17 protein-coding genes are annotated in these 19,166 nt (G+C 45.6%); 2 read left to right on the top strand and 15 right to left on the bottom strand.

Going from position 1 to position 19,166, the window contains the following annotated elements; translation table 11 throughout:
- Positions 1 to 75: 75 nt before the first annotated feature.
- Entirely contained in the window at positions 76 to 1,290 is a 1,215-nt protein-coding gene (locus tag IGJ12_RS12195) for a pyridoxal-phosphate-dependent aminotransferase family protein (protein WP_429967316.1), read from the bottom strand.
- Between the two features lie 130 nt (positions 1,291 to 1,420).
- Here IGJ12_RS12195 and IGJ12_RS12200 point away from each other — a divergent pair, with 130 nt between their 5' ends.
- Positions 1,421 to 3,052 (top strand): PucR family transcriptional regulator, encoded by a 1,632-nt coding sequence (locus IGJ12_RS12200; protein WP_087665007.1) that lies wholly within the window; start codon positions 1,421 to 1,423, stop codon positions 3,050 to 3,052.
- Positions 3,053 to 3,082: 30 nt separating this feature from the next.
- On the opposite strand, the gene arcC is transcribed toward IGJ12_RS12200, so the two are convergent.
- Genes arcC through allC form a run of 7 tightly spaced genes read right to left on the bottom strand, consistent with a single transcriptional unit; the run spans position 3,083 to position 11,050 of the window.
- Positions 3,083 to 4,018, bottom strand: coding sequence for a carbamate kinase (gene arcC, locus IGJ12_RS12205; RefSeq protein WP_008379225.1), 936 nt, complete (start codon positions 4,016 to 4,018; stop codon positions 3,083 to 3,085).
- Positions 3,991 to 4,854: a DUF2877 domain-containing protein gene (locus IGJ12_RS12210; protein ID WP_034872369.1), complete on the bottom strand. Its 864-nt coding sequence runs from the start codon at positions 4,852 to 4,854 to the stop codon at positions 3,991 to 3,993. The genes arcC and IGJ12_RS12210 overlap by 28 nt, the downstream gene beginning before the upstream one ends.
- 37 nt (positions 4,855 to 4,891) lie before the next feature.
- Entirely contained in the window at positions 4,892 to 6,154 is a 1,263-nt protein-coding gene (locus IGJ12_RS12215) for a DUF1116 domain-containing protein (protein ID WP_005234461.1), read from the bottom strand.
- Between the two features lie 12 nt (positions 6,155 to 6,166).
- Positions 6,167 to 7,921: an acyl-CoA synthetase FdrA gene (gene fdrA, locus IGJ12_RS12220; RefSeq protein WP_008379230.1), complete on the bottom strand. Its 1,755-nt coding sequence runs from the start codon at positions 7,919 to 7,921 to the stop codon at positions 6,167 to 6,169.
- 8 nt (positions 7,922 to 7,929) lie between these two features.
- Complete coding sequence (gene allD, locus IGJ12_RS12225; RefSeq protein ID WP_005234452.1) at positions 7,930 to 9,006, bottom strand: ureidoglycolate dehydrogenase; 1,077 nt, start codon at positions 9,004 to 9,006, stop codon at positions 7,930 to 7,932.
- A gap of 13 nt (positions 9,007 to 9,019) precedes the next feature.
- The gene (gene allE, locus IGJ12_RS12230) at positions 9,020 to 9,805 is read right to left on the bottom strand and encodes a (S)-ureidoglycine aminohydrolase (protein ID WP_016613701.1); all 786 of its coding nucleotides are present in this window, start codon (positions 9,803 to 9,805) and stop codon (positions 9,020 to 9,022) included.
- 15 nt (positions 9,806 to 9,820) lie between these two features.
- Positions 9,821 to 11,050 carry an allantoate deiminase gene (gene allC, locus IGJ12_RS12235; protein WP_016613702.1) on the bottom strand — a complete coding sequence of 410 codons (1,230 nt, stop codon included), beginning with the start codon at positions 11,048 to 11,050 and terminating at the stop codon, positions 9,821 to 9,823.
- Between the two features lie 169 nt (positions 11,051 to 11,219).
- Between allC and IGJ12_RS12240 the strand changes: the two genes are divergently transcribed.
- Entirely contained in the window at positions 11,220 to 12,092 is an 873-nt protein-coding gene (locus tag IGJ12_RS12240) for an alpha/beta hydrolase (RefSeq protein WP_016613703.1), read from the top strand.
- Positions 12,093 to 12,177: 85 nt separating this feature from the next.
- On the opposite strand, the gene tkt is transcribed toward IGJ12_RS12240, so the two are convergent.
- The 7 genes from tkt to IGJ12_RS12275 all read right to left on the bottom strand — a co-directional run bounded on the left by tkt (position 12,178) and on the right by IGJ12_RS12275 (position 19,002).
- A complete protein-coding gene (gene tkt / locus IGJ12_RS12245) occupies positions 12,178 to 14,181 on the bottom strand; it encodes a transketolase (RefSeq protein WP_194199698.1) in 2,004 nt (667 codons plus the stop codon).
- A 166-nt stretch (positions 14,182 to 14,347) separates the two neighbouring features.
- On the bottom strand, positions 14,348 to 15,040 hold the full coding sequence (gene alsE / locus IGJ12_RS12250) for a D-allulose 6-phosphate 3-epimerase (RefSeq protein ID WP_008380955.1): 693 nt from the start codon (positions 15,038 to 15,040) through the stop codon (positions 14,348 to 14,350).
- A gap of 71 nt (positions 15,041 to 15,111) precedes the next feature.
- Positions 15,112 to 16,212, bottom strand: a complete 1,101-nt coding sequence (locus IGJ12_RS12255; RefSeq protein ID WP_430619077.1) for a PTS fructose transporter subunit IIC — start codon at positions 16,210 to 16,212, stop codon at positions 15,112 to 15,114.
- Between the two features lie 24 nt (positions 16,213 to 16,236).
- Positions 16,237 to 16,557: a PTS fructose transporter subunit IIB gene (locus IGJ12_RS12260; RefSeq protein ID WP_008380953.1), complete on the bottom strand. Its 321-nt coding sequence runs from the start codon at positions 16,555 to 16,557 to the stop codon at positions 16,237 to 16,239.
- A gap of 25 nt (positions 16,558 to 16,582) precedes the next feature.
- Positions 16,583 to 17,035: a PTS sugar transporter subunit IIA gene (locus IGJ12_RS12265; RefSeq protein WP_016612612.1), complete on the bottom strand. Its 453-nt coding sequence runs from the start codon at positions 17,033 to 17,035 to the stop codon at positions 16,583 to 16,585.
- Positions 17,036 to 17,093: 58 nt separating this feature from the next.
- Positions 17,094 to 17,531 (bottom strand): PTS sugar transporter subunit IIA, encoded by a 438-nt coding sequence (locus IGJ12_RS12270; RefSeq protein WP_016612611.1) that lies wholly within the window; start codon positions 17,529 to 17,531, stop codon positions 17,094 to 17,096.
- Positions 17,524 to 19,002, bottom strand: a complete 1,479-nt coding sequence (locus IGJ12_RS12275) for a BglG family transcription antiterminator (RefSeq protein WP_430619078.1) — start codon at positions 19,000 to 19,002, stop codon at positions 17,524 to 17,526. The genes IGJ12_RS12270 and IGJ12_RS12275 overlap by 8 nt, the downstream gene beginning before the upstream one ends.
- Positions 19,003 to 19,166 lie beyond the last annotated feature (164 nt).

Consider the following 19,166-nt stretch of genomic DNA (forward strand, 5'->3'; position numbering starts at 1 on the left):
ACGTTTTTTTGCCGACTATTGCATTTGTCATTTTTCACAAAGCGCTTTCAGTCGTTGTGCATTTGTGCTAAAATTTTAAGTCGTTTTTTGGTAGTAATTTAACGCAGCGATGAGCGCTTTGCCGGCAGAAATTGGTGCTTGCTGGTACAATAGTGCCCCTTCTAACGCGGCTAGGACATGTAAAATATTTTCTTTGCGGCTGCTGTAGCCCATATTTCCAATCCGCCAGATTTTTCCTTTTAGATCACCAAATGAACTAGCGATCTCTACACCAAAGGAGTGAAGCATCTCTTCTCGGACAGCTTCGCCATCAACACCTTCTGGAATAAAGATGGGGGTAACTGTCGGCATTTTGGTTGCTTTTTCGCCATAAATCGAAAGCCCCATTGCCTCCAGTCCAGCGACCAACGCCCCTTCATTCGTCAAATGACGTTGATAGGCTGCATCGAGGCCTTCGTTTAGCAACATCCGTAATCCTTCATGAAGCGCATAGATCATACTCGTCGCTTCTGTGTGATGGTTGATTCGCTCTTTGTTCCAGTAGCGTTGCAATTGACTCAAATCCAAGTAATTACTCATAATGTACCGCTTGTTTCGATCCGTTTTGCTCAAGCCTAATTCTTTTTGGTAACGGGCATTAAGGACGGCTTCGACTCGATCGTTGTAGGTCACTAATGAAAGACCAGACGGCACACTTAAACACTTCTGTGTACCGGCAATTGCCAAATCGACACACCAATCATCGACTGACAGGGCCACGCCACCATAAGTCGCCACCATGTCAACGACAAAGAAAATATCTTTTGCGCGACAATACTGCCCGATTTCTGCTAACGGCTGCATTTGCCCATTGGCAGTTTCCCCGTGGACCATCGCCACGATCTTGGGTTGAAATGCGTCGATTTCTTTGATGACCTCTGCGGGTGCAAAAGGAGCCGTCCATTCTTTTTCTACATATTTGACTTGCGCTTGGGCACGTTCACAGATTTCTCCAAGTAAGAAAGCAAAGCGCCCATAGGCGGGGATCAAGACTTTGTCCCCTGGTTCGATCAAAGCGATCAGCGCCGCTTCTAAACCAGCTCGGGAAGTCCCATCAATGGCAAATGCCTCTTTATTTTTGGTTCCAAACGGTTGTTTGATCATTTCTTTGACCTCATCCATGATCGCCAAAAAATTCGGATCAAACTGCCCCAAAATGCGATTGGTCATTGCTTGTAGAACAGCTGGATGGGCTTCTACAGGCCCAGGTGTCATGATCGTACGTTGTGCGATCGTTAACTCTTTATACATCTTTTTCCCTCATTTCTCTTTTTGATTTCACTGTCCAACGCCTTGTCAACGTTTCCAAGTTTGTTGTACAATAAAGCTAAAAAAGGACATGTTTTTGTTTGTTTTGTTCAATTCCAAAAGGAGTTTCTCTATGAAGTTAGTTGCTGAATTGCTTGCTATACCACGCTTTTCCAATTTGCGTTTATTGACAGATCCCCTGACTGCGGAAATTCCCGTCGACAGTATCGAAATCACCGAGACCCCCGATATCGCCCACTATATTCCTGAGCATACCTTTATCTTAAGCACGGCGATGGTTTATAAAGATAATCAAGGAGCGCTTCTAGAGCTGATCGATTCTCTCGTAGCCAAAAATGCCGCTGGATTAGGCATCAAGATTGGTCGTTTTTTGGATGTCATCGATCCTGAAGTCATCGCCTACGCCGATAGCTTGGGTTTCCCCATCGTAGAAGTACCTGCCACGATGCCGCTGGGGCGTTTGATGCACCAGCTTTTGAATTTGCTATGGAACACCAAAACCGAGCAGCTGAGTTATGCATTAGACATTCAAAAACGGTTCTCTGCTTCCTTGATGAAGGATGTCAGCATCGCTCGCTTTATCGCTGATTTTGGCCAAATGGTCAATACACCGATCATTTTGTTGAATCCTTTTAAACAAGTGATTGCCCACTCCAAGCATTTCACCCGCATGTCAAAACCCGCGGAGTATTACATCCATCAATTAGGACAAACGAAAGGGGTTTTTACTGGTGAAAAAAGCGGGGCAATCCCTATCAAAGATCTTCATGAAAAAACGTCACAAATTTCTTATTATGCCATTGAAACCTCCACTTATTTCCCCCATTATTTAGTCATTTTGAATCCTGAGGCGATTCCTTATCCTGTCTCGGATTTTGCGCTGGAACAAGCAGCATTGGTCTTGTCGTTTATGCTCTACAAAAACCAAAAAGTGCAAGAATCTTTTGAAGATTTAAAAAGTGACTTTTTAACACGAATGATCGAATACCAGCAATCGACCAAGCAAGAACAAAAGGATTGGTTAGATCTCGGAAAAACTTATGGGTTGGTCAAAGCCCGCCATTATCGTGTCATCTATGGTGCCTGCGAACCAACCAAAGAAACCAAAGGCAAAGACAAATACCTAAAAGAAGAAAGTGACTTGGTCTATCAGTGGTTTAGTGAACAACTGCCTTATCGCATCAAAGATGTTTGTCTCTTTCGCTTAAAGGGCAGCAATCACTTTGCGATTTTCGTGCAGCATAAGTGTGATGCCTTAGAAGACCATTTGATTGAGACCGCCAATGCTTTGACCAATCGGTTGCCTTTTCGAATGGCCTTTGGTGTAGGGAGTGTCTGTGAAAGCATCAATGATTTAGCCAGCTCCTACATTGAAGCAAAGACTGCTTATGAAGAACGAAGAGGCCAACATGATTCTCCCATCGTCTCTTTCTACCATCAACGGGGAATGCGGAGTCTATTTGAAAAAATGAGCCCTGAAGATATCCATTATTTCTGCCGCACGATCCTCAAAGAATTGGCGTTTCCGCAAGAAGATGCCACCATCGAATTGCGCAAAACCTTACGGGCTTACTTGGATTATCAATGTGAGATCACCCGCACCGCCAAAGCCTTGTTCGTTCATCGCAATACGATCAAATACCGCATCGAACAGTGCCAAAAGCTACTAGGAAAAAACGTGCATGATCCTAGCATTAGCCTGGATCTGCGCTTAGCCCTTGAGCTGTCCGAAGAAGGCGACTAATAGGCGAATCAAGCAGTTGGATCGCTGGTGTTACCCAGCGATCCTTGTGCCTGCTTCACCTAACAATGCTAAGTCTGCTTCTTCCAATGAGCAGATGATTGCCGTCTTTCCTTGCTTGGCAAACGCAATCGCTGCTTCCATTTTCGGCCCCATACTGCCTTCTGCAAAATGCCCCGCATCAAAATATGCTTGCGCTTCACTTACGGATAACCCCGTTAATTTTTCTTGCTCCGGTGTTCCGTAATTGATATAAACGTTGCTGACGTCGGTCAGCATCATAAATACATCGGCATCCACTTGTTCTGCCAATTTTTTCCCAGTTCGGTCTTTATCGATGACTGCTTCGATCCCTTTCAAGCCTTCCGCTTGTTTTACGACTGGAATCCCACCGCCGCCACCAGCGATCACGATGGTATTTTGATTCAATAAATGAACCATTGATTCCACGCCGTGGATCGTCACAGGTTGTGGGGATGGCACGACGCGACGGTACCCACGTCCAGCATCTTCTTCCATAACCCAATGTTTTTCCTCAGCCATTGTTTTTGCTTCTTCTTCTGAGTAGAACAAGCCGATCGGCTTCGTTGGCTTTTCAAACGCGGGATCATCCGCTGCCACTTCCACTTGAGTCAATAAGGTCACGACATTGCTGGTCAGTTCTTCTTGATCGATTTTATTTTTGATGCTTTGCTCCATCAAATAACCGATAAAGCCTTGTGACTCTGCATTGCAGACATCCAGTGGAAAAGGCGGCACGACTTCTTTGGCTTCTTCATTTTGTCGTAAAATATTGCCGACTTGCGGCCCATTGCCATGCGTCACAACGATTTGATGGTCAAGTTTCTCGATTTTAGCGATCTGTTCTGCACTTAACTGGATATTTGCAAGCTGTGTCTCTACGGTCGCTGGTTGATTCGGTTTTAAAATTGCATTGCCCCCTAGAGCGATGACCACTCGTTTTGCCATATGAATTCCTCATTTCTATTGTTTTGAAATTGATTGATACTGCGAGCAAACCCTGCCAAAAAGTCAGCCCCCGAGGTATGACCGATCGCTAGTATCTCTTTGATTACTTGGTAAAAAGCCGCTGAATCGGTACACCTGGTCAAGGATAACGCCGATTGATTGAATGCGCCTGTCAACGCATGCAGAAGATAATGTTTACTGACGTCAGTCGTCAAATCATTGACTGTCAACAGCCTTCTTTGTAGATAAGCCACCAAGCGGGTATCTTCTTGCCCCATCACTCGGCGAGCCAGCAAATGACCAACTAGCATATCATCGCCTGTGGGGGTCAATCCGACACCCCGTCCGACTAAATAAGCGACTGCTTGCCGTTGTTCTTTAAATGAAGGCGTGCATAGCTGATCGATTGCGTCATAAAACGGATGATTGCTGCTGATGGTTTGTGAAACAGCTTCTTGAATCCCCGTCTTTTCCGTGACATGTTGGAGGGTTGACCAAAACAGTTCTCGATCAAATGGGGCTGTGCCAGCTGGGAAGGTGGTTGTAAACATGGCTGCCTTTTGAAAAGACAGACGATGATGCGGAAAATGGATCACTCGTTGCTGAACCAAAAGAGTGGTACCAGCAAGCAAGTCGGTCGCCAACGCTGCATAATCGTCGGCAGCTAAAATCATCCCTTTGGGCACGCGAGCCGCTTGTTTAGAGACACAGATCAGCTGATCCTGACGAGGATCTTGCAGATTGAAACTATGCTGAAACACACTGTGAACGAGCCAGGTGCCATTGATAAATGCGGGTTCAAATAAAGCTTGGTCGATCCATTTTGCCTGTATCATCGCTAGGTTGCTCCTTTTCACGTTTTCAGACCCTGAGTTATTCTTCAAATCCTAATTTTTTTGCATAAGCCAAGACAGCTTTTTCAAAGCAATCCATTGGTGGTGTCACTGTCCCGGCCCCAATTTGTCCCCGTCCAGCTTGTTTGTTGGCGATCCCTGTATTGATCACCGGTAAGATCCCTGTTTCCACGACTTTCCGAGCATCGATCCCTAAACAGATCCCTTTGAAGTCCCATGTAGGAACGGGAAAATTCGGATTGGTATCAATGGAGATCTCTAACATCTCATTGCTGGTTTTCAACGCATCGTGAAATCCGCCGGAACCAACGAAGCGTGTCACAGCTGGGGCAGCAATCATCGCCATTCCCCCAACACCAAAGGTTTCCGTAATGGCACTGTCGCCCATATCTGGAGAGGCATCTTCTTCACTGAATCCTGAGAAATACAACCCTTTTGGTGTATTGACAGGACCGGTAAACCACTCGTCCCCCATACCAGAAATACGGATACCGAATTCATGCCCGTTGCGACACATTGCTGTCACAACCGTTCCTTCTTCAATCGTCCGGGCGCCATCAAGCACCGCTTTTGAAGAAGCCATCATGATATTCAAGAAAAACTGATCCGTGTCTGCTAGAAACTGAATGACTTCTGGTTTTTCTTTTTCAAATCCTTCAAGGGTAACGATCGCTGGTGCTACTTCTTTTAAGAACGCCAACGAAGCAGCGATATTCCGTTGATGGAACTCATCCCCCATGGCGATTGCTTTTGCGACTAAGACATTGATGTTCAAGCCATCGGGTTTTGTTTGTAGTGCAGCACTTAAAACTGGTGCTAACGTATTTTTCATCCAATGCAAGCGATCAATGACTTCTTGAGAATAGGCGCCAAAACGTAAAACTGCCCCAATCCCTTCGTTCATCGTACAGTACGCTCGGTTGCCGTCTGTTTTGTTTTCCACCACGAGAACCGGCATATTGGCAGAGGTGATGCCCCCCATTGGGCCAACCGCTTGCACGTGGTGACAAGGAATCAGTTGAACTTCCCCAGATGCTAATAAATGACGTACCTCTTCTTCCGTTTCGCCCCAGCCTTCAAAAAGTCCCGCTCCAACACAAGCGCCTTGAATCGGATCGATCATCTGGTCGTAGCGGATCGGTGGTCCTGCGTGCAATAGGACTTTTCCTTCACCTAATTCTGGAATGACACTGACTGCTGGAACGACATCCAACAAAAAAGGCGAACCGGCAACGATCTTGGCAATAACGGCTTGGTTTGCTTCTTCAATAGTTTCGTACACGATAACTTCCTCCTACTCTGATAGTGACACTTGTGCTAAGAAACGTAAGGCTTTTTGTAACGTTACGTTCCCACCAGCAATTGGCTGCCAGTCGTATTGAACGACTTGACCGTGATGCGTCTGGATCGCTTCTGCAAAGCTACGCAACCCTACATTGATGAACGCGTCATTCGACAACAATTCGCGGCTCTTTTCAGATGGCTCTGGCAACCCATCGGCAGTTGTCACTGCTTTTGGCAACAGCTTACGACTAATTGGGGAAAAGGGATGGCCGAGCATTGCTAAAGCTTTTTTGACTGCTTGGGCATTGCTTTGACACAAAATCACGCCAGCTGCGGTTAAAATCTCTGCTTGCTCGTTGCTATCTTGGGGGTCTAAATCAGTTCCAACGATCGTAGCGATCACCGCTAACTCCCGACCAGCTGCTTGTGCTTCTTCCTTCAATGATTTGATGGTCGGTGCCAATTCACTCGCCATATCTTGATGAGAGCCGTACCCTAAAACGATATCTAACAAAATCACTGCCGTTTCAGGATCTTCCCCCGCTTGTTTCAACAGTTCGATCCGCTTTGTTGGGTCGATCATCGGATGGGGCTTGCCTTGAGTATAAATGTCATCACCTAAATCGATGATCTCATGGCCAGCTGCTTTTAAGATGTATCCTTCCTGATGGGTATCTTCTTGTTCCAGATTTAATCCTGCTTTAACAAGCATCGCTGCTTCGTACGCCAATGTTCCGCCAGAATAGTAAGCTTTGATTTTTTGTTGTTCAGGTCCAAAAGTGGCAGCTGCTGTTTCCTCTTTCACTGGCTCTAGTCCAATCTGTTCTTGACGTAGCAGCTGCACGGCTAATTGAGCCGCTTCTTCCAGCGTGTAGGCTCGGTAAAGATTTTCTTCGTGGTCCGTTGGCTCTTCCCCAAGAAAAATCGTGACTGCAGGTTTTGTTCCTCTTCTTAAAAGTGCCAACACTTCATCTCGGACACGTGGTGCAGGTGGTTTGGAGATCACCACGATCACCTCCGTATCAGGATCGTGTTCCAAGGCAAGAATGCTATCTTTCATGGTGATCCCACCGACGGCTTCTTTGAGATCTCGTCCACCGGTTCCGATGGCTTGTGTCACACCGGCACCCAATTTATGAATAATAGTGGTGACTTCTTGGATACCAGTACCCGAAGCGCCGACAACACCGATTTTCCCTTTACGGACGGCATTGGTGAAGGCTACTGGTATCCCATTGAGAATCCCTGTGCCACAATCTGGTCCCATTAAAAGAAGTCCTTTTTCATGCGCCAGTTTCTTTAGCCGAACTTCCTCTTCCAATGAAACGTTATCACTGAAACAAAATACATGTTTGCCCGCTGCTAATGCGGTTTCAATTTCTGGTGCTGCCATAGTACCGGGAATCGATAAGACAGCGACCTTCGCATCTTTTCCAAGATCTAAGGCTTTTTCCCAAGTTTTGACGCTTTGGGTTTCCTCTCCTGCGCTATTGCTTTGGTCCGATAAGAAGGCATCGATTTCTGACAGGACTGTTTCGATGATTTCTTCCTCTTCGATGTCTAAAACGAGCACCATATCGTTAGATGTCGCATTGCTCATCTCCTCGGTATAAAGACCACCCGTCTTGAAAATGTCCTTATTGGCAGGTGTGCCCATCATGACCGAAGCGTTGTTGATCCCTTCGATCGTCAGTAGACGATTGGTCAAAAGCATTAAAACAATGGAATCTTGGTAATTGTTTTTTTGAATAATAGTGTGTAACATGGGTCTCCTCACTCTCCTGTTCCTGTCTGTGCAAAGGCATCTGACCCAGAATACTGGTCAAAATGAACCGTGTCGCTAATGAGATAGCGATAAATGTTCTTCTCGATGGGAATGCCTTCTGCCATATATTTTTCATAGGTTAGTTGATTGATCTCGCCTGGATAATAGACTTGCTGGAACTGTTCAGCAGCCGGTATGTCGTGCAGTTCGGCAACCATCGTCTCCACCGACTCTTTAAATGTGTCTAAATCTGTAAAGCGTTGCGGATCGATCAGCAAAATAAATTGCCCTAAGTCGCGACCTTTCGTCAGATCGTTGTACATAGAGGAAACATGCTTGCCAAAAGGCAGCCCAAGGAGCATTCCTGATAAGATATCCACCATCATCATCAACCCAAAGCCTTTTGGCCCTGAGATAGGCAGTAAGCCGTGGACATGATGTGGATTCGTCGTTGGCTTGCCATGAGCATCCACGGCCCATGTCGCAGGAATCTCTTTATTTTTGGAGCGAGCATCTAATATTTTGCCCCACGCTTGGACCGTCGTTGCCATGTCAAAGACCACCGGTGCCCCCTGTTTTCGTGGTGCGGCAAATGCGATTGGATTGGTACCAAAATAATTTTCTTTGCCGCCAAAAGGAACCACCATTGAATCTGATTGGCACATAGATAATGCAATCAAGTCAGCTTCTGCAGCTTTTTTGACATAGTAGGATAGCGCCCCACTATGACTCGTTTTCCGTACACCAACCGCCGCGATCCCAGAACGTTTGGCCATCTCAATGGCATGCTTTGTCGCTTCTAATACAACGACCTGCCCTGCGCCATTTTGACCGTGAACGATCCCGCTGCTAGGCCCAGTCTCTTCAAACGTGATCTGTGGAGTGCGATTCATTCCACCTTTAGCGATCCGCTCTGCGTAATAGTCTACCCGTACAGCCCCATGAGAGTGGATCCCGCTGGCATCGGCAAAGACCAAATGCTCTGCAACGATGGCTGCGTGCGCTTCAGACAAACCAGCAGCCGCTAATTTTTTTTGGATCAATTGCTGTAACTCTTGTGACTGTACAATAACCGTCTCTTCCATTTTCTAAACTCCTTTAAATTTCCGGATCGCGGTTGCAATCTTTGGAATAAATATAGGTCAATGGTTCGTCACGACCAACACCATAGGCCGCTTGCTGTACATAGGCACTCATGAAAATGTAGTCGCCTTTTTCCACTGGGAACCACTCATTATCTAAGTTATACATCCCTTTACCTGACAGTAAGTACGCTCCATGTTCTTGGTAGTGGGTCTCAATGTAGCCATGACTTGCCCCTGGTTCAAAGGAAAGGATATGGATATTCATGTCAAAGCCCAGCTCTTTTGGTAAGAAATCCCAAAGCAAGACGTCTTCCATCCCTTCGTATTGGATCGGTGTCAACTCTGAGAGATTCCCCACTACTTTGTAGGCTTGGTGATTTTCAAGTGGTTGGTAACGTTTCTTATACAAGAACACTTCTGTCGCTTCTTCTTGGAGATTTTTCATATACAGTTTTTCTCCAGCAGGCAGATAGATATAGCCTCCGTCCGTCAATGTATGGGTTTCTTTGCCATCACTTACTTCCAGTTTGCCCGAGATGACATACAAAAAACTCTCGATCTCTGGACCGCCGAAGCCCAATTGGTTGGCGCCATCTTTTTTGAATGAAATGATGTAATCGACAAAAGACGCCCCTAATTTTGGTGTGCCGAGTATCGAACATTCACAGTTTTCGAAGCCTGGAATGACATTATTCACTAGCCCATCATGCGGCAAGATCGCAAAATTATTTTTTCTAATGACTGCTCGTGATTGCAGCAATCCATCTAAATAGCCCGTATTATTATTTTTGTATCCCATGTGTGTCCCTGCTTTCTATTCTTTGTATGCTAGCTCGTAAAGGGAAGCTGCTAAAACTTCTACCCCAGCTGTTAAATCTTCGATAGTCGTTGCTTCGGCTGGGTTGTGGCTAATCCCATCAATACTTGGTACAAAAAGCATCGCCGTTGGAAAATGTGGTGCAATGATTTGGGAATCATGCCCCGCCCCACTATGCATGACTTTGTAGCGTTTGCCAGTTTGCTTCACCGCGTGTTCCACCGTGGCAACGATCGTATCGTCCATCGGCACAGGGCGTTCATCCATCCATAGATCCATCTCCACTGTCAAGTCATGCTCTTGGGCGATCGTTTGAATGATCTGTTCTGCTTCAGCAGTAAAGGCATCCAATAGCTGCCCATCAGTATGGCGACAATCCATCGTAAACAACACTTCACCAGGAACCACGTTGACCGTATTCGGTTTTGGCTCAACTTTACCGAATGTCACTACTAATGGATCCCCAAGCTCTAAGCCACGGTCGATCACTGCGGCACACATTTTGGCAAAACCATACACAGCATCTTGGCGATAGCCCATCGGTGTGGTTCCTGCATGATTGGCTTGTCCTTTTAAGACAAAGGTGTAGCGCTTTTGACCAGCGATACTATTGACGACACCGATCTGCAAATTTTCTTTTTCTAAAACACTGCCTTGTTCGATATGGATTTCCACGAAGGCTTTAATGTCTGATCGAACCGGTTCTTGTGGGTCGCGAAAATCAAAGCCTTGGCGTTGCATCTCTGCCACGAAGCTATTGCCTTCAAAATCTGCGATCGCTTCAACATCGGCTTTTTTGGCCTCTCCGACAAAGTTTTTACTTCCCCAAAAAACGGTTGGAAAACGACTGCCTTCTTCTTCTGCCATTGAGATGACTTCCAAGGAGCGTAAAGGTTGCCCATAGGTCTCTTTTAAATACTTGATCGCTAAAGCAGCAGCAACGACCCCGTATTGACCGTCTAATGTGCCACCGTTGACGACGGTATCGATATGTGACCCTGAAAGAATCGTTTCTTCTGGATACTGGCTGCCTTCCATTCTGCCGAAGAGATTGCCGACTGCATCATAGGACGTCGTTAAGCCAGTTTTTTTTAATTGTTTTTCTACAAATGATTGCGCTTCTTTCCATGAATCGGTATAAAGCAGTCTAGTCATTCCTCCAGTTGGATCATTCCCAATCTGAGATAATGCATCGATCATTGCCGCTACTTCTTTTTTCAACTCCATTGTTCTGCCTCCTTTAATTTATACGGTTATTGTAAGCGTGTTACTGAAGGACATCATTGTTCACTTTCGACAAAACCGTTTCTATTTTTAGTCATAACGCTGTTTTTTAAACCGCTTCCTTCTCCTATACTCTTCCTTATACTATCGAAGAAGAGAAAGGAAGAAAACAATGGTTTATCCTAAAAATGCCTTTGCGCAAACAGAAAAAATCCAATTTGACACCTACGGCACTTTGCCGTTAGAAGTGACGATCCTAAAAGCAGCGCAGCCTCGGATCAGCCTTTTGTATTTTCATGGTGGTGGCTTCCTCTATGGTCAGCGGGAAGACCTTCCGCAGGATTATGTCCACCAATTGCTGGCTGCCGGTGTTAGCCTTTATCTCTTTGATTATCCACTGGCTCCCGAAGTAGCGCTGAACGACATTTACCTTCATACAAAAAAGGCAGTGGAATGGTTTTTGACAGAGGGCTGGCACTTCAGCGGCGTTGGTGCAAATGAGTACATTCTATTCGGTCGCTCCGCCGGCGGTTTTTTAGCGACCTTACTGACCGCACGCACAAAGCATCCGGAGCAAAAAGGCTTGATCCGATTTTACGGATACCAAGAGTTGTTTTATAAAGAATTTTTGCAGCCGGCACGCTTTTACACGCAATTTCCGAAAGTCCCGCCACTCGACGCCGAAGCTATGATCGAAAGCCAACCAATCACCCACGGCACGTTAGAAAAACGATTCCCTTTGTACCTTTCCGCCCGTCAATATGGCAACTGGCAGCGTTATTTAGGCAATCGGGAACAGCTGGCAGCCTTGGCGATTCCTGCTGCCGCTTACAAAGACTTTCCTCCTTGCTTTGTCGTTCATTGCAAAAAAGATCCAGACGTTCCCTTCAGCGCCTCCGAAGCTTTCGCTGCACAAGTCCCCCGTGCCAAAACACTTTGGCTCGACTTAGAACAGCATGACTTTGATCGGACACCAAATGCGATCGCTGATGACTGCTATCGAGAGATGATTTCATGGCTCCTTTTAACAATAGAGAAAAATTAAGCGCAGATTTGGCCATGCTTCTTTAGTAAACAAAAACAGGCGATCTTCAAAGGAATGTTCCCTCTAAAGATCGCCTGTTTTTTGATTATAGTGAGTTGAAGGTATTCACGACATTCTCAACACTGAAGCCGAATTCCGCTAAGACTTTGTCACCAGGTGCGGATGCACCGAAATGATCGATCGCAATCACTTTTCCATGACAGCCAGTGTAACGTTCCCAACCAAATGGGGAAGCCGCTTCGATCGCTACCCGTTTCTTCACTGCTTTTGGCAAGACGCTTTCTTTGTATTCTGAACTTTGTGCTTCAAACAAATCAAAGCTTGGTAAGGAGACCACCGATACATCGATGCCTTCTTCTGCCAATTTAGCTTGTGCTTGGACCGCAAGATTCACTTCAGAACCTGTGGCGATCAAAATCCCCGCTGGTGTTTCACCAGCTTGTTTTGAAATCACGTAGCCACCTTTTGCGACATTTTCATCCGCACCGGTTTGCGTGCCTTCGATCACTGGTAGATTTTGTCGGCTTAAGACTAAGACCGTTGGTTTATCCGTTGTCGTCATGGCCAATTTCCAGGCAGCACGGGTTTCATTGCCGTCTGCTGGACGAATCACTTGGACATTTGGCATGCACCGGACGCTGGCTAATTGCTCGATTGGCTCATGCGTCGGTCCATCTTCTCCCACCGCCACGGAGTCATGCGTCAAGACATAGATCACAGGTGCATGCTGGATCGCAGACAAGCGCACCGCTGGACGCAAGTAATCAACGAAGACGAAGAAGGTTCCGCCATAGATTCGCGTACCGCCATGCAATTGGATTCCGTTCATCGCTGCCGCCATCGCAAATTCTCGGACACCAAACCAAATGTTGCGGCCTTCGTATTGGCCAGGTTCAAAGTCTTTTTCTGCTGCCACCATCGTGTTGTTGGAACCAGAAAGGTCAGCCGATCCGCCCCAGAGACTAGGGACGGCTTTGGATAAGGCTTGGATCATCTCTTTGCTGGATACCCGGCTAGCTTGTGAGCTGCCAACTTCGTAGCTTGGTAATGCTGCATCCCAATCTGCTGGCAATTCACCCGCAAAGGCTTGTTTGAATTGCGCCGCAAGTTCTGGGTAGGCTGCTTCATAGGCATGGAAAGTTTCGTTCCAAGCGGCTTCAGCTTTTTGTCCTTCATCGATCATGGTTTCTTTGAAGCGCGCGGCAACTTCTTCAGGTACGGTAAATTCTGGGTATTCCCAACCATAAATCGCTTTGGCTGCAGAAATGCCTTCGGCACCGATCGGCGCACCATGAACGGCAGAGGTGCCTTGATTTGGCGCACCGTATCCGATCACAGTCTTGATTTCGATCAAGGTTGGTTTGTCGCTTTCAGCTTTTGCTTCGTCGATCGCTTTCGAGATCGCTTCTAAATCATTGCCGTCTTCAACGAGAATGTGTTGCCAGCCATACGCTTCAAAACGCGCACCGACATTTTCTGTAAAGGCTTTTGAAGTTGGGCCATCTAGGGAGATGTCATTTGAATCGTACAAGACGATCAGTTTGTCTAATTTTATGTGACCAGCCATGGATGCAGCTTCTTGCGAAACACCTTCCATCAAGTCGCCATCGCCACATAAAGCGTAGGTATAGTGATCGATGACTTGATACTTTTCGCGATTATAGGTTGCAGCCAAGTGGGCTTCGGCCATTGCCATACCGACTGCCATGGCGATCCCTTGTCCTAAAGGTCCAGTGGTTGCTTCCACGCCGTCTGTGTGATCGACTTCTGGATGTCCTGGTGTGCGGCTATCCCATTGACGGAAGTTTTTTAGATCCTCAATGGTCACATCGTAACCAGACACATGCAACAAGCTGTACAATAACGCCGAACCGTGTCCAGCAGACAAAACAAAGCGGTCACGATCCACCCAGTTGCGAGAAGTTGTTGGATTGACTTTCAAGTGTTTGGTCCACAAGGCATAGGCCATGGGTGCTGCCCCCATCGGTAATCCTGGATGTCCTGAATTGGCTTTTTGTACGGCTTCGATACTTAATGTACGAAGGGTGTTCACTCCTAATTGATCGATTTTATCAAATAATTTTTTCAATTAAATTGCCTCCTTCACTTTCTTCAGCCAGCATGTTTCTATTCACTGCCTTTTCACAATAGAAAAGAACCAGACACCCAAAGTTTACAGGCTAGGAGGCATCTAATGCTCCTCTTTTTAACAGTCCGCAACTTGAGTCGTCCGGTTCTTTTGCTTTCGGCTTTGCTTAGCTACTCAAAACTTTTCCAGTCATTTCTTGATAATCTGCGACCATGATCGACCATGCTTTGGCAATGTCATCATCTAAACCAAACAATCCACTGCGTCCGACAATATAGATGTCTGGATTGGCTTCATCGATCCGTTTGAAGGATTTCCGATTGGAGGAACCATCCATTTCAATGACATAGTGATAGTCGTATTCTTCCCGTAATTCCCGCAGTTCAACAATTTTATCTAACGCCCCTTCAATAAAGCGTTGGCCAGCAAACCCTGGATCAACCGTCATGATCGTGACTTTATCCAAACGATCGATATAAGGCAAAATGACCGATACTGGCGTTTCAGGATTTAAGACGATCCCGGCTTTTAATCCGGCATCATGGATTTGATCGATCAGACGAAATGCTAACCCATCCAAAACTTCAGCGTGCATGCAAATCCATTCACAGTTGATATCGATCAGCTGCTGCACCCAAAAGGCAGGTTCAGTGACCATCAAATGAGCGGACAAAGGCAAAGTACTGATTTTGCGGACCTCTTGAATAAACCATGGGGATAGGGAAATATTGGGTACGTAATGACCATCCATAATATCAATATGATAGGAGTCCACTTGGTCATTCAAAAAAGTGATTTGCTCTTTAAATTTATCTAGATCCATCGTCATCAGTGACGGTGAAAATTCAACTTTGTTCATAGACTTATCCTTTCTCCTCGATCAGTCTTGTACTGAGAGGAACGATTCTTCTTTCAATTGAATCGCTTTTCTTAGAAAATTTGAATATCATCTAAATCGATTTCTTCTTCTTCCACTTCTGCTTGCGCGGCTACTTGTTCTTCAGTGACATTTTTCTTGATCAAAGCCAAGGTGATCCCAGTCACTACTATATTTACCAACAAAGCTACTGCCCCAGCCCATGGACGAGTCATAGTCGGCAGCATCAGCACACCACCAAACGGTACCGTTGCATCTGCCCCTAAGACCATTGAAACAGCACCTCCAGCAGCGCCACCGATAGCTGTTGCGATCAGCCCTCGGACGATATCGTTCATAACGATTGGGATCACCCCTTCAACGATATTGATCACACCCATTGGTACGGCAGATTTTAACGTTTCCACTTCTACAGGCGTATAGATGTTTTTGCCGAACAGTTTTGCAATAAAGAATGCTAAACCAAAGCCGATCGGTGTTGCAGTATTGACTAATTGCAGTGCAGTGATCGGTCCATTGATCCCTTCTGCTTGCATCGTCAGAACAAAAGCAAAGACCGTTTTATTGATTGGTCCACCATAATCAACGCCGCTCAACAAGCCGATGACGGCACCAAAAACCAATAATGAAGAGGAGCCTAAGCTATTTAGTGCGTTCGTCAGTAAGTTCGTAAAGGCAGTGATCGGTGTACCGATAATATAGACCATGATCAGACCACCGATCAAAGAGGTCAAAAAGGGAATGATCAATGTCGGCATCAAGCCTTTCGCCCAATTTGGTACTTTAATAAATCGTAAAATAGCAATTACTAGATATCCAGCTAAGTAGCCGCCCAAAATTCCCCCAATAAAACCTGCACCAATGGCATTGGCTGTCAAACCAATAATAAACCCTGGCGCGATCCCCGGTTTTTCGGCAATCGCATAAGAAATTCCTGTCGCAATGACCACTGGAAGCAACCCGAGTCCTGCGCCTCCCATCGTAGCTAAAGCATCCCAAATCGTAAATTCACCTGGCACTAGTTGTCCCTGGCTGGTGCCGCCGAAAGCCATGCCAATGGCAATCAAGATTCCGGCACCGCAGACAATCGGAATCAAATAGGAGATGGCTGTCAACAAATGTCCTTTTAAATTCAATGCTTTGATTTTTTCCATAGTTTCCTTCCTCCTTCGGTTTGCTTAGACCGCCTGCTGTTGGACGACCTCTTTGGCTTTTTCCAACAATTTGCTTGGGGACTTGATGGCAACTTCGGTCGGCACTTGAATGATTCGTTTCCCTTCAAATCGTTCACGTCCTGCTACTTTGACGTCAACTGCTAAAATCACGACATCTGCAGCCGCAATCGCTTCAGGTGACAATTCATTTTCACGACCGATCGTTCCTTGTGTTTCCACATGGATCTCGTAACCTGCCTTTTTTGCCGCATTTTCTAACTTTTCTTGAGCAATATAAGTGTGAGCGATCCCTACTGTACATGCACATACTCCGACGATTTTCATAAATAATTCCTCCTTAAATTTTCTGTTATCCTTGAAATGCTTCAATCACTTGCTGCGGCTCTTTTGCTTTCAACAAGGCAGCCGTCACCTCGTCATTTCCTAATTTCCGAGCGAACAAAGAGAGCAATTTCAAATGCTTTTGCGCCCCTTCCGTGTCATCACCGACGGCGAATAAGATAATTCCTTTCACTCCCTTGCCATCCAACGTTTCCCAAGGGATCTCTTGTTTTAAAACCCCGATTGCTACACCAATCTCCTTCACATGAGCACTTTTTCCATGAGGAATGGCAATGTAATTACCAATCCCTGTTTGACCAACTGCTTCCCGCTCATAGACATCTTTTAAAAATGCTGCCTGATCCGTCAAGTACTCATTGGTATATAAAAGCTGACTCAATTGCTGCAGGGCTTCTTCTTTAGAAGCGGCCTCCATGTTGGTTTTGATTATTTTTGGATCAATTACTGTTGAAATATCCATTCGTTTTCCTCCTCTAGTTGAGTACCTCTTGCCTTACTGAATTGACCATTCATTCCTATCAGCCGCGTTGGTTGAGAAGGAAGGCTTCGATTTCTTCTTTTGATTTTTCTGCAATGAATTGCAGATTTTCTTCATAGGCGAAACATTTCATTAAGCGGATGACTGCTTGTTTCACCGCGGTTGTTTCGTCAGTCTTCATCAGGATCGCAAAAATCGTTTTTGCTTGCAGCGTTCCCTGCCAAAGGACTTTTTCACCTCTGACGAGGACGATTCCGCTTTTTTTCACCACAGCACTTTCAATGTGTGGTAGCGCAAAATCTTCAGCGATCATCGTGTTGCCGCTCGCTTCTCGGGCTTGCAGTGCTTCAAATAGCAGGGTTTTGCTCTCCGTCAGCCCGATTGTTTGACTAACAGCTGCAATCTTCCTTAAAACATCGACTTTCGTCTCTCCTGCTTCTGTTGAAACTAAAGTAAGGGACAAAGGGAATTTAGACATTTCTCACCCTCCCAATCATCGCTTCAAGGCGTTTTTGGTCTTCCATCGTCAGCATGGCGCTCACGATCACGACCGGAATCGGACTATCGATCGTTAATTGAACGGTTGAGATGATCATCTCCGTATCCGGGTGTTGCTTTAAAGCCGCTTCCACATCACGAGAAGGTAGGACAGCGGTGATTGCCAACTCACGAAATTTCTTATGCACTTTTACTTTTAATAATTCGGAGGTCCCGATTCCCGTAGTACAGACGATCATAACCTTGAGTTGTTGAGGATGTTCTTCGATCGCTTGAGCAAAGTAAAGGGTGACAAAGCCGACTTCATCTTCTGTGAGCGCTGGCAAATCGTACACATGGCAGATTTCTCTTGCAGTCTCTTCGGTAGCAAAAAACAAATCTGTGTATTCTAATTTGATTTGCTCCAAAAGATTGTTTTTGACTTCGATCCCATGTCGCAATCGATTGATCATTGGTTTGATATGGCGAGCCAATTTACCGAATAACTCCTCGTCTTCAAATGAGCGCTGCAGCTGAGTGCTCATTTTTTCTATAAATGCATTGGAAATCAGTTTTACTTGTTCTGACAGATCCTCTAATTCATCCGTGGCCTTTTGCATCCGTGAGGAGACGAGGTACTGATACATATAATAGCTTTCGTTTTCTGGTAATTTCGTATGCAAGTACTGTTCGCTATTGCCAATGATCTCTTTGGCGATGGTGGCTAATTCTGGGTTTTCTTGCATTTGCTGTTTCTCTTTCTCATCTAAAATATCCTCGTTAAACGAATTCCCTACTTTGCGAAACCGCCGCAATAAGATATACAGGTGAGAAAAAAGATTGATGTTGTATGGGTGAGGAATTACTAAGCCTAGGTGATTTTCAATCAAATTCAGCTGTCGAAAAACAAACTCCGCATCATAACGGTTGAACGACTCATTCGTCACATGCAGATCATCCAAGCGGATATTGCGGGTTTGCTGGATATACTCCTGCAATGCTCGACGGATATTTTTTTCTGCACCGTTCACCCCGATCATTTTATTTTTGCGGGAAACCGTCAGCTCAAAACGCTGCAAAGCTTCAGAAATTAATTTCTCATCACTGTTGATGACCGTTTCACTCACATAAAAAGGCTGATACAGGGAAAAAATATTCTTTCTTTTGGGTGAAATAAGCAATAGCTCCTCCATCACCTTGTTACGGCGTTCCACTGGTGTCAGTGCATTCGGCATCTCCGCTTTCTGACTCTGGGGCTTTTCTTGATGATGGAAACTTAAGCGGTAGCCTTTCCCTTTTTCTGAGAGAATCACATAGTCAATCGTGGCATCCTCATTGATCGCTTTTACGATGCGATAAATCGACTTTGTAGAAAGTCGAAGCGCTGCGGATAGTTCATCGGCTGTGACAAATTCTCTCGTATTGGAAAGAATATGGATGATTTTTCTCTTTCGTTGTTCCATAACAGTCATGTAACCGTTCTCCTTTCTACACACTTATCATAGCACCAGGAAATGTAAGCGTTCTATCATTCTTTGTCCCCTTCAAGGGACAAAGACGATCGATAATAAGAATTACAATACAACGTTAAGGACAAAAAAAACAGCCATTTTTCAAAATGGCTGTAACAAAGTCA

It is taken from the genome of Enterococcus sp. DIV0802b (assembly GCF_050543535.1).
Lineage (GTDB): Bacteria > Bacillota > Bacilli > Lactobacillales > Enterococcaceae > Enterococcus_D > Enterococcus_D entomosocium.

Bases quoted from the DNA above. Each gene is read 5' to 3' on its own strand.
- IGJ12_RS12265 (WP_016612612.1), bottom strand. From the start codon at position 17,035: ATGGATATTTCAACAGTAATTGATCCAAAAATAATCAAAACCAACATG.
- IGJ12_RS12210 (WP_034872369.1), bottom strand. From the start codon at position 4,854: ATGATACAGGCAAAATGGATCGACCAAGCTTTATTTGAACCCGCATTT.
- IGJ12_RS12270 (WP_016612611.1), bottom strand. From the start codon at position 17,531: ATGTCTAAATTCCCTTTGTCCCTTACTTTAGTTTCAACAGAAGCAGGA.
- IGJ12_RS12275 (WP_430619078.1), bottom strand. From the start codon at position 19,002: ATGACTGTTATGGAACAACGAAAGAGAAAAATCATCCATATTCTTTCC.
- IGJ12_RS12240 (WP_016613703.1), top strand. From the start codon at position 11,220: ATGGTTTATCCTAAAAATGCCTTTGCGCAAACAGAAAAAATCCAATTT.
- IGJ12_RS12255 (WP_430619077.1), bottom strand. From the start codon at position 16,212: ATGGAAAAAATCAAAGCATTGAATTTAAAAGGACATTTGTTGACAGCC.
- fdrA (WP_008379230.1), bottom strand. From the start codon at position 7,921: ATGTTACACACTATTATTCAAAAAAACAATTACCAAGATTCCATTGTT.
- IGJ12_RS12195 (WP_429967316.1), bottom strand. From the start codon at position 1,290: ATGTATAAAGAGTTAACGATCGCACAACGTACGATCATGACACCTGGG.
- alsE (WP_008380955.1), bottom strand. From the start codon at position 15,040: ATGAACAAAGTTGAATTTTCACCGTCACTGATGACGATGGATCTAGAT.
- allC (WP_016613702.1), bottom strand. From the start codon at position 11,050: ATGGAGTTGAAAAAAGAAGTAGCGGCAATGATCGATGCATTATCTCAG.
- arcC (WP_008379225.1), bottom strand. From the start codon at position 4,018: ATGGCAAAACGAGTGGTCATCGCTCTAGGGGGCAATGCAATTTTAAAA.
- allD (WP_005234452.1), bottom strand. From the start codon at position 9,006: ATGGAAGAGACGGTTATTGTACAGTCACAAGAGTTACAGCAATTGATC.
- IGJ12_RS12200 (WP_087665007.1), top strand. From the start codon at position 1,421: ATGAAGTTAGTTGCTGAATTGCTTGCTATACCACGCTTTTCCAATTTG.
- IGJ12_RS12260 (WP_008380953.1), bottom strand. From the start codon at position 16,557: ATGAAAATCGTCGGAGTATGTGCATGTACAGTAGGGATCGCTCACACT.
- allE (WP_016613701.1), bottom strand. From the start codon at position 9,805: ATGGGATACAAAAATAATAATACGGGCTATTTAGATGGATTGCTGCAA.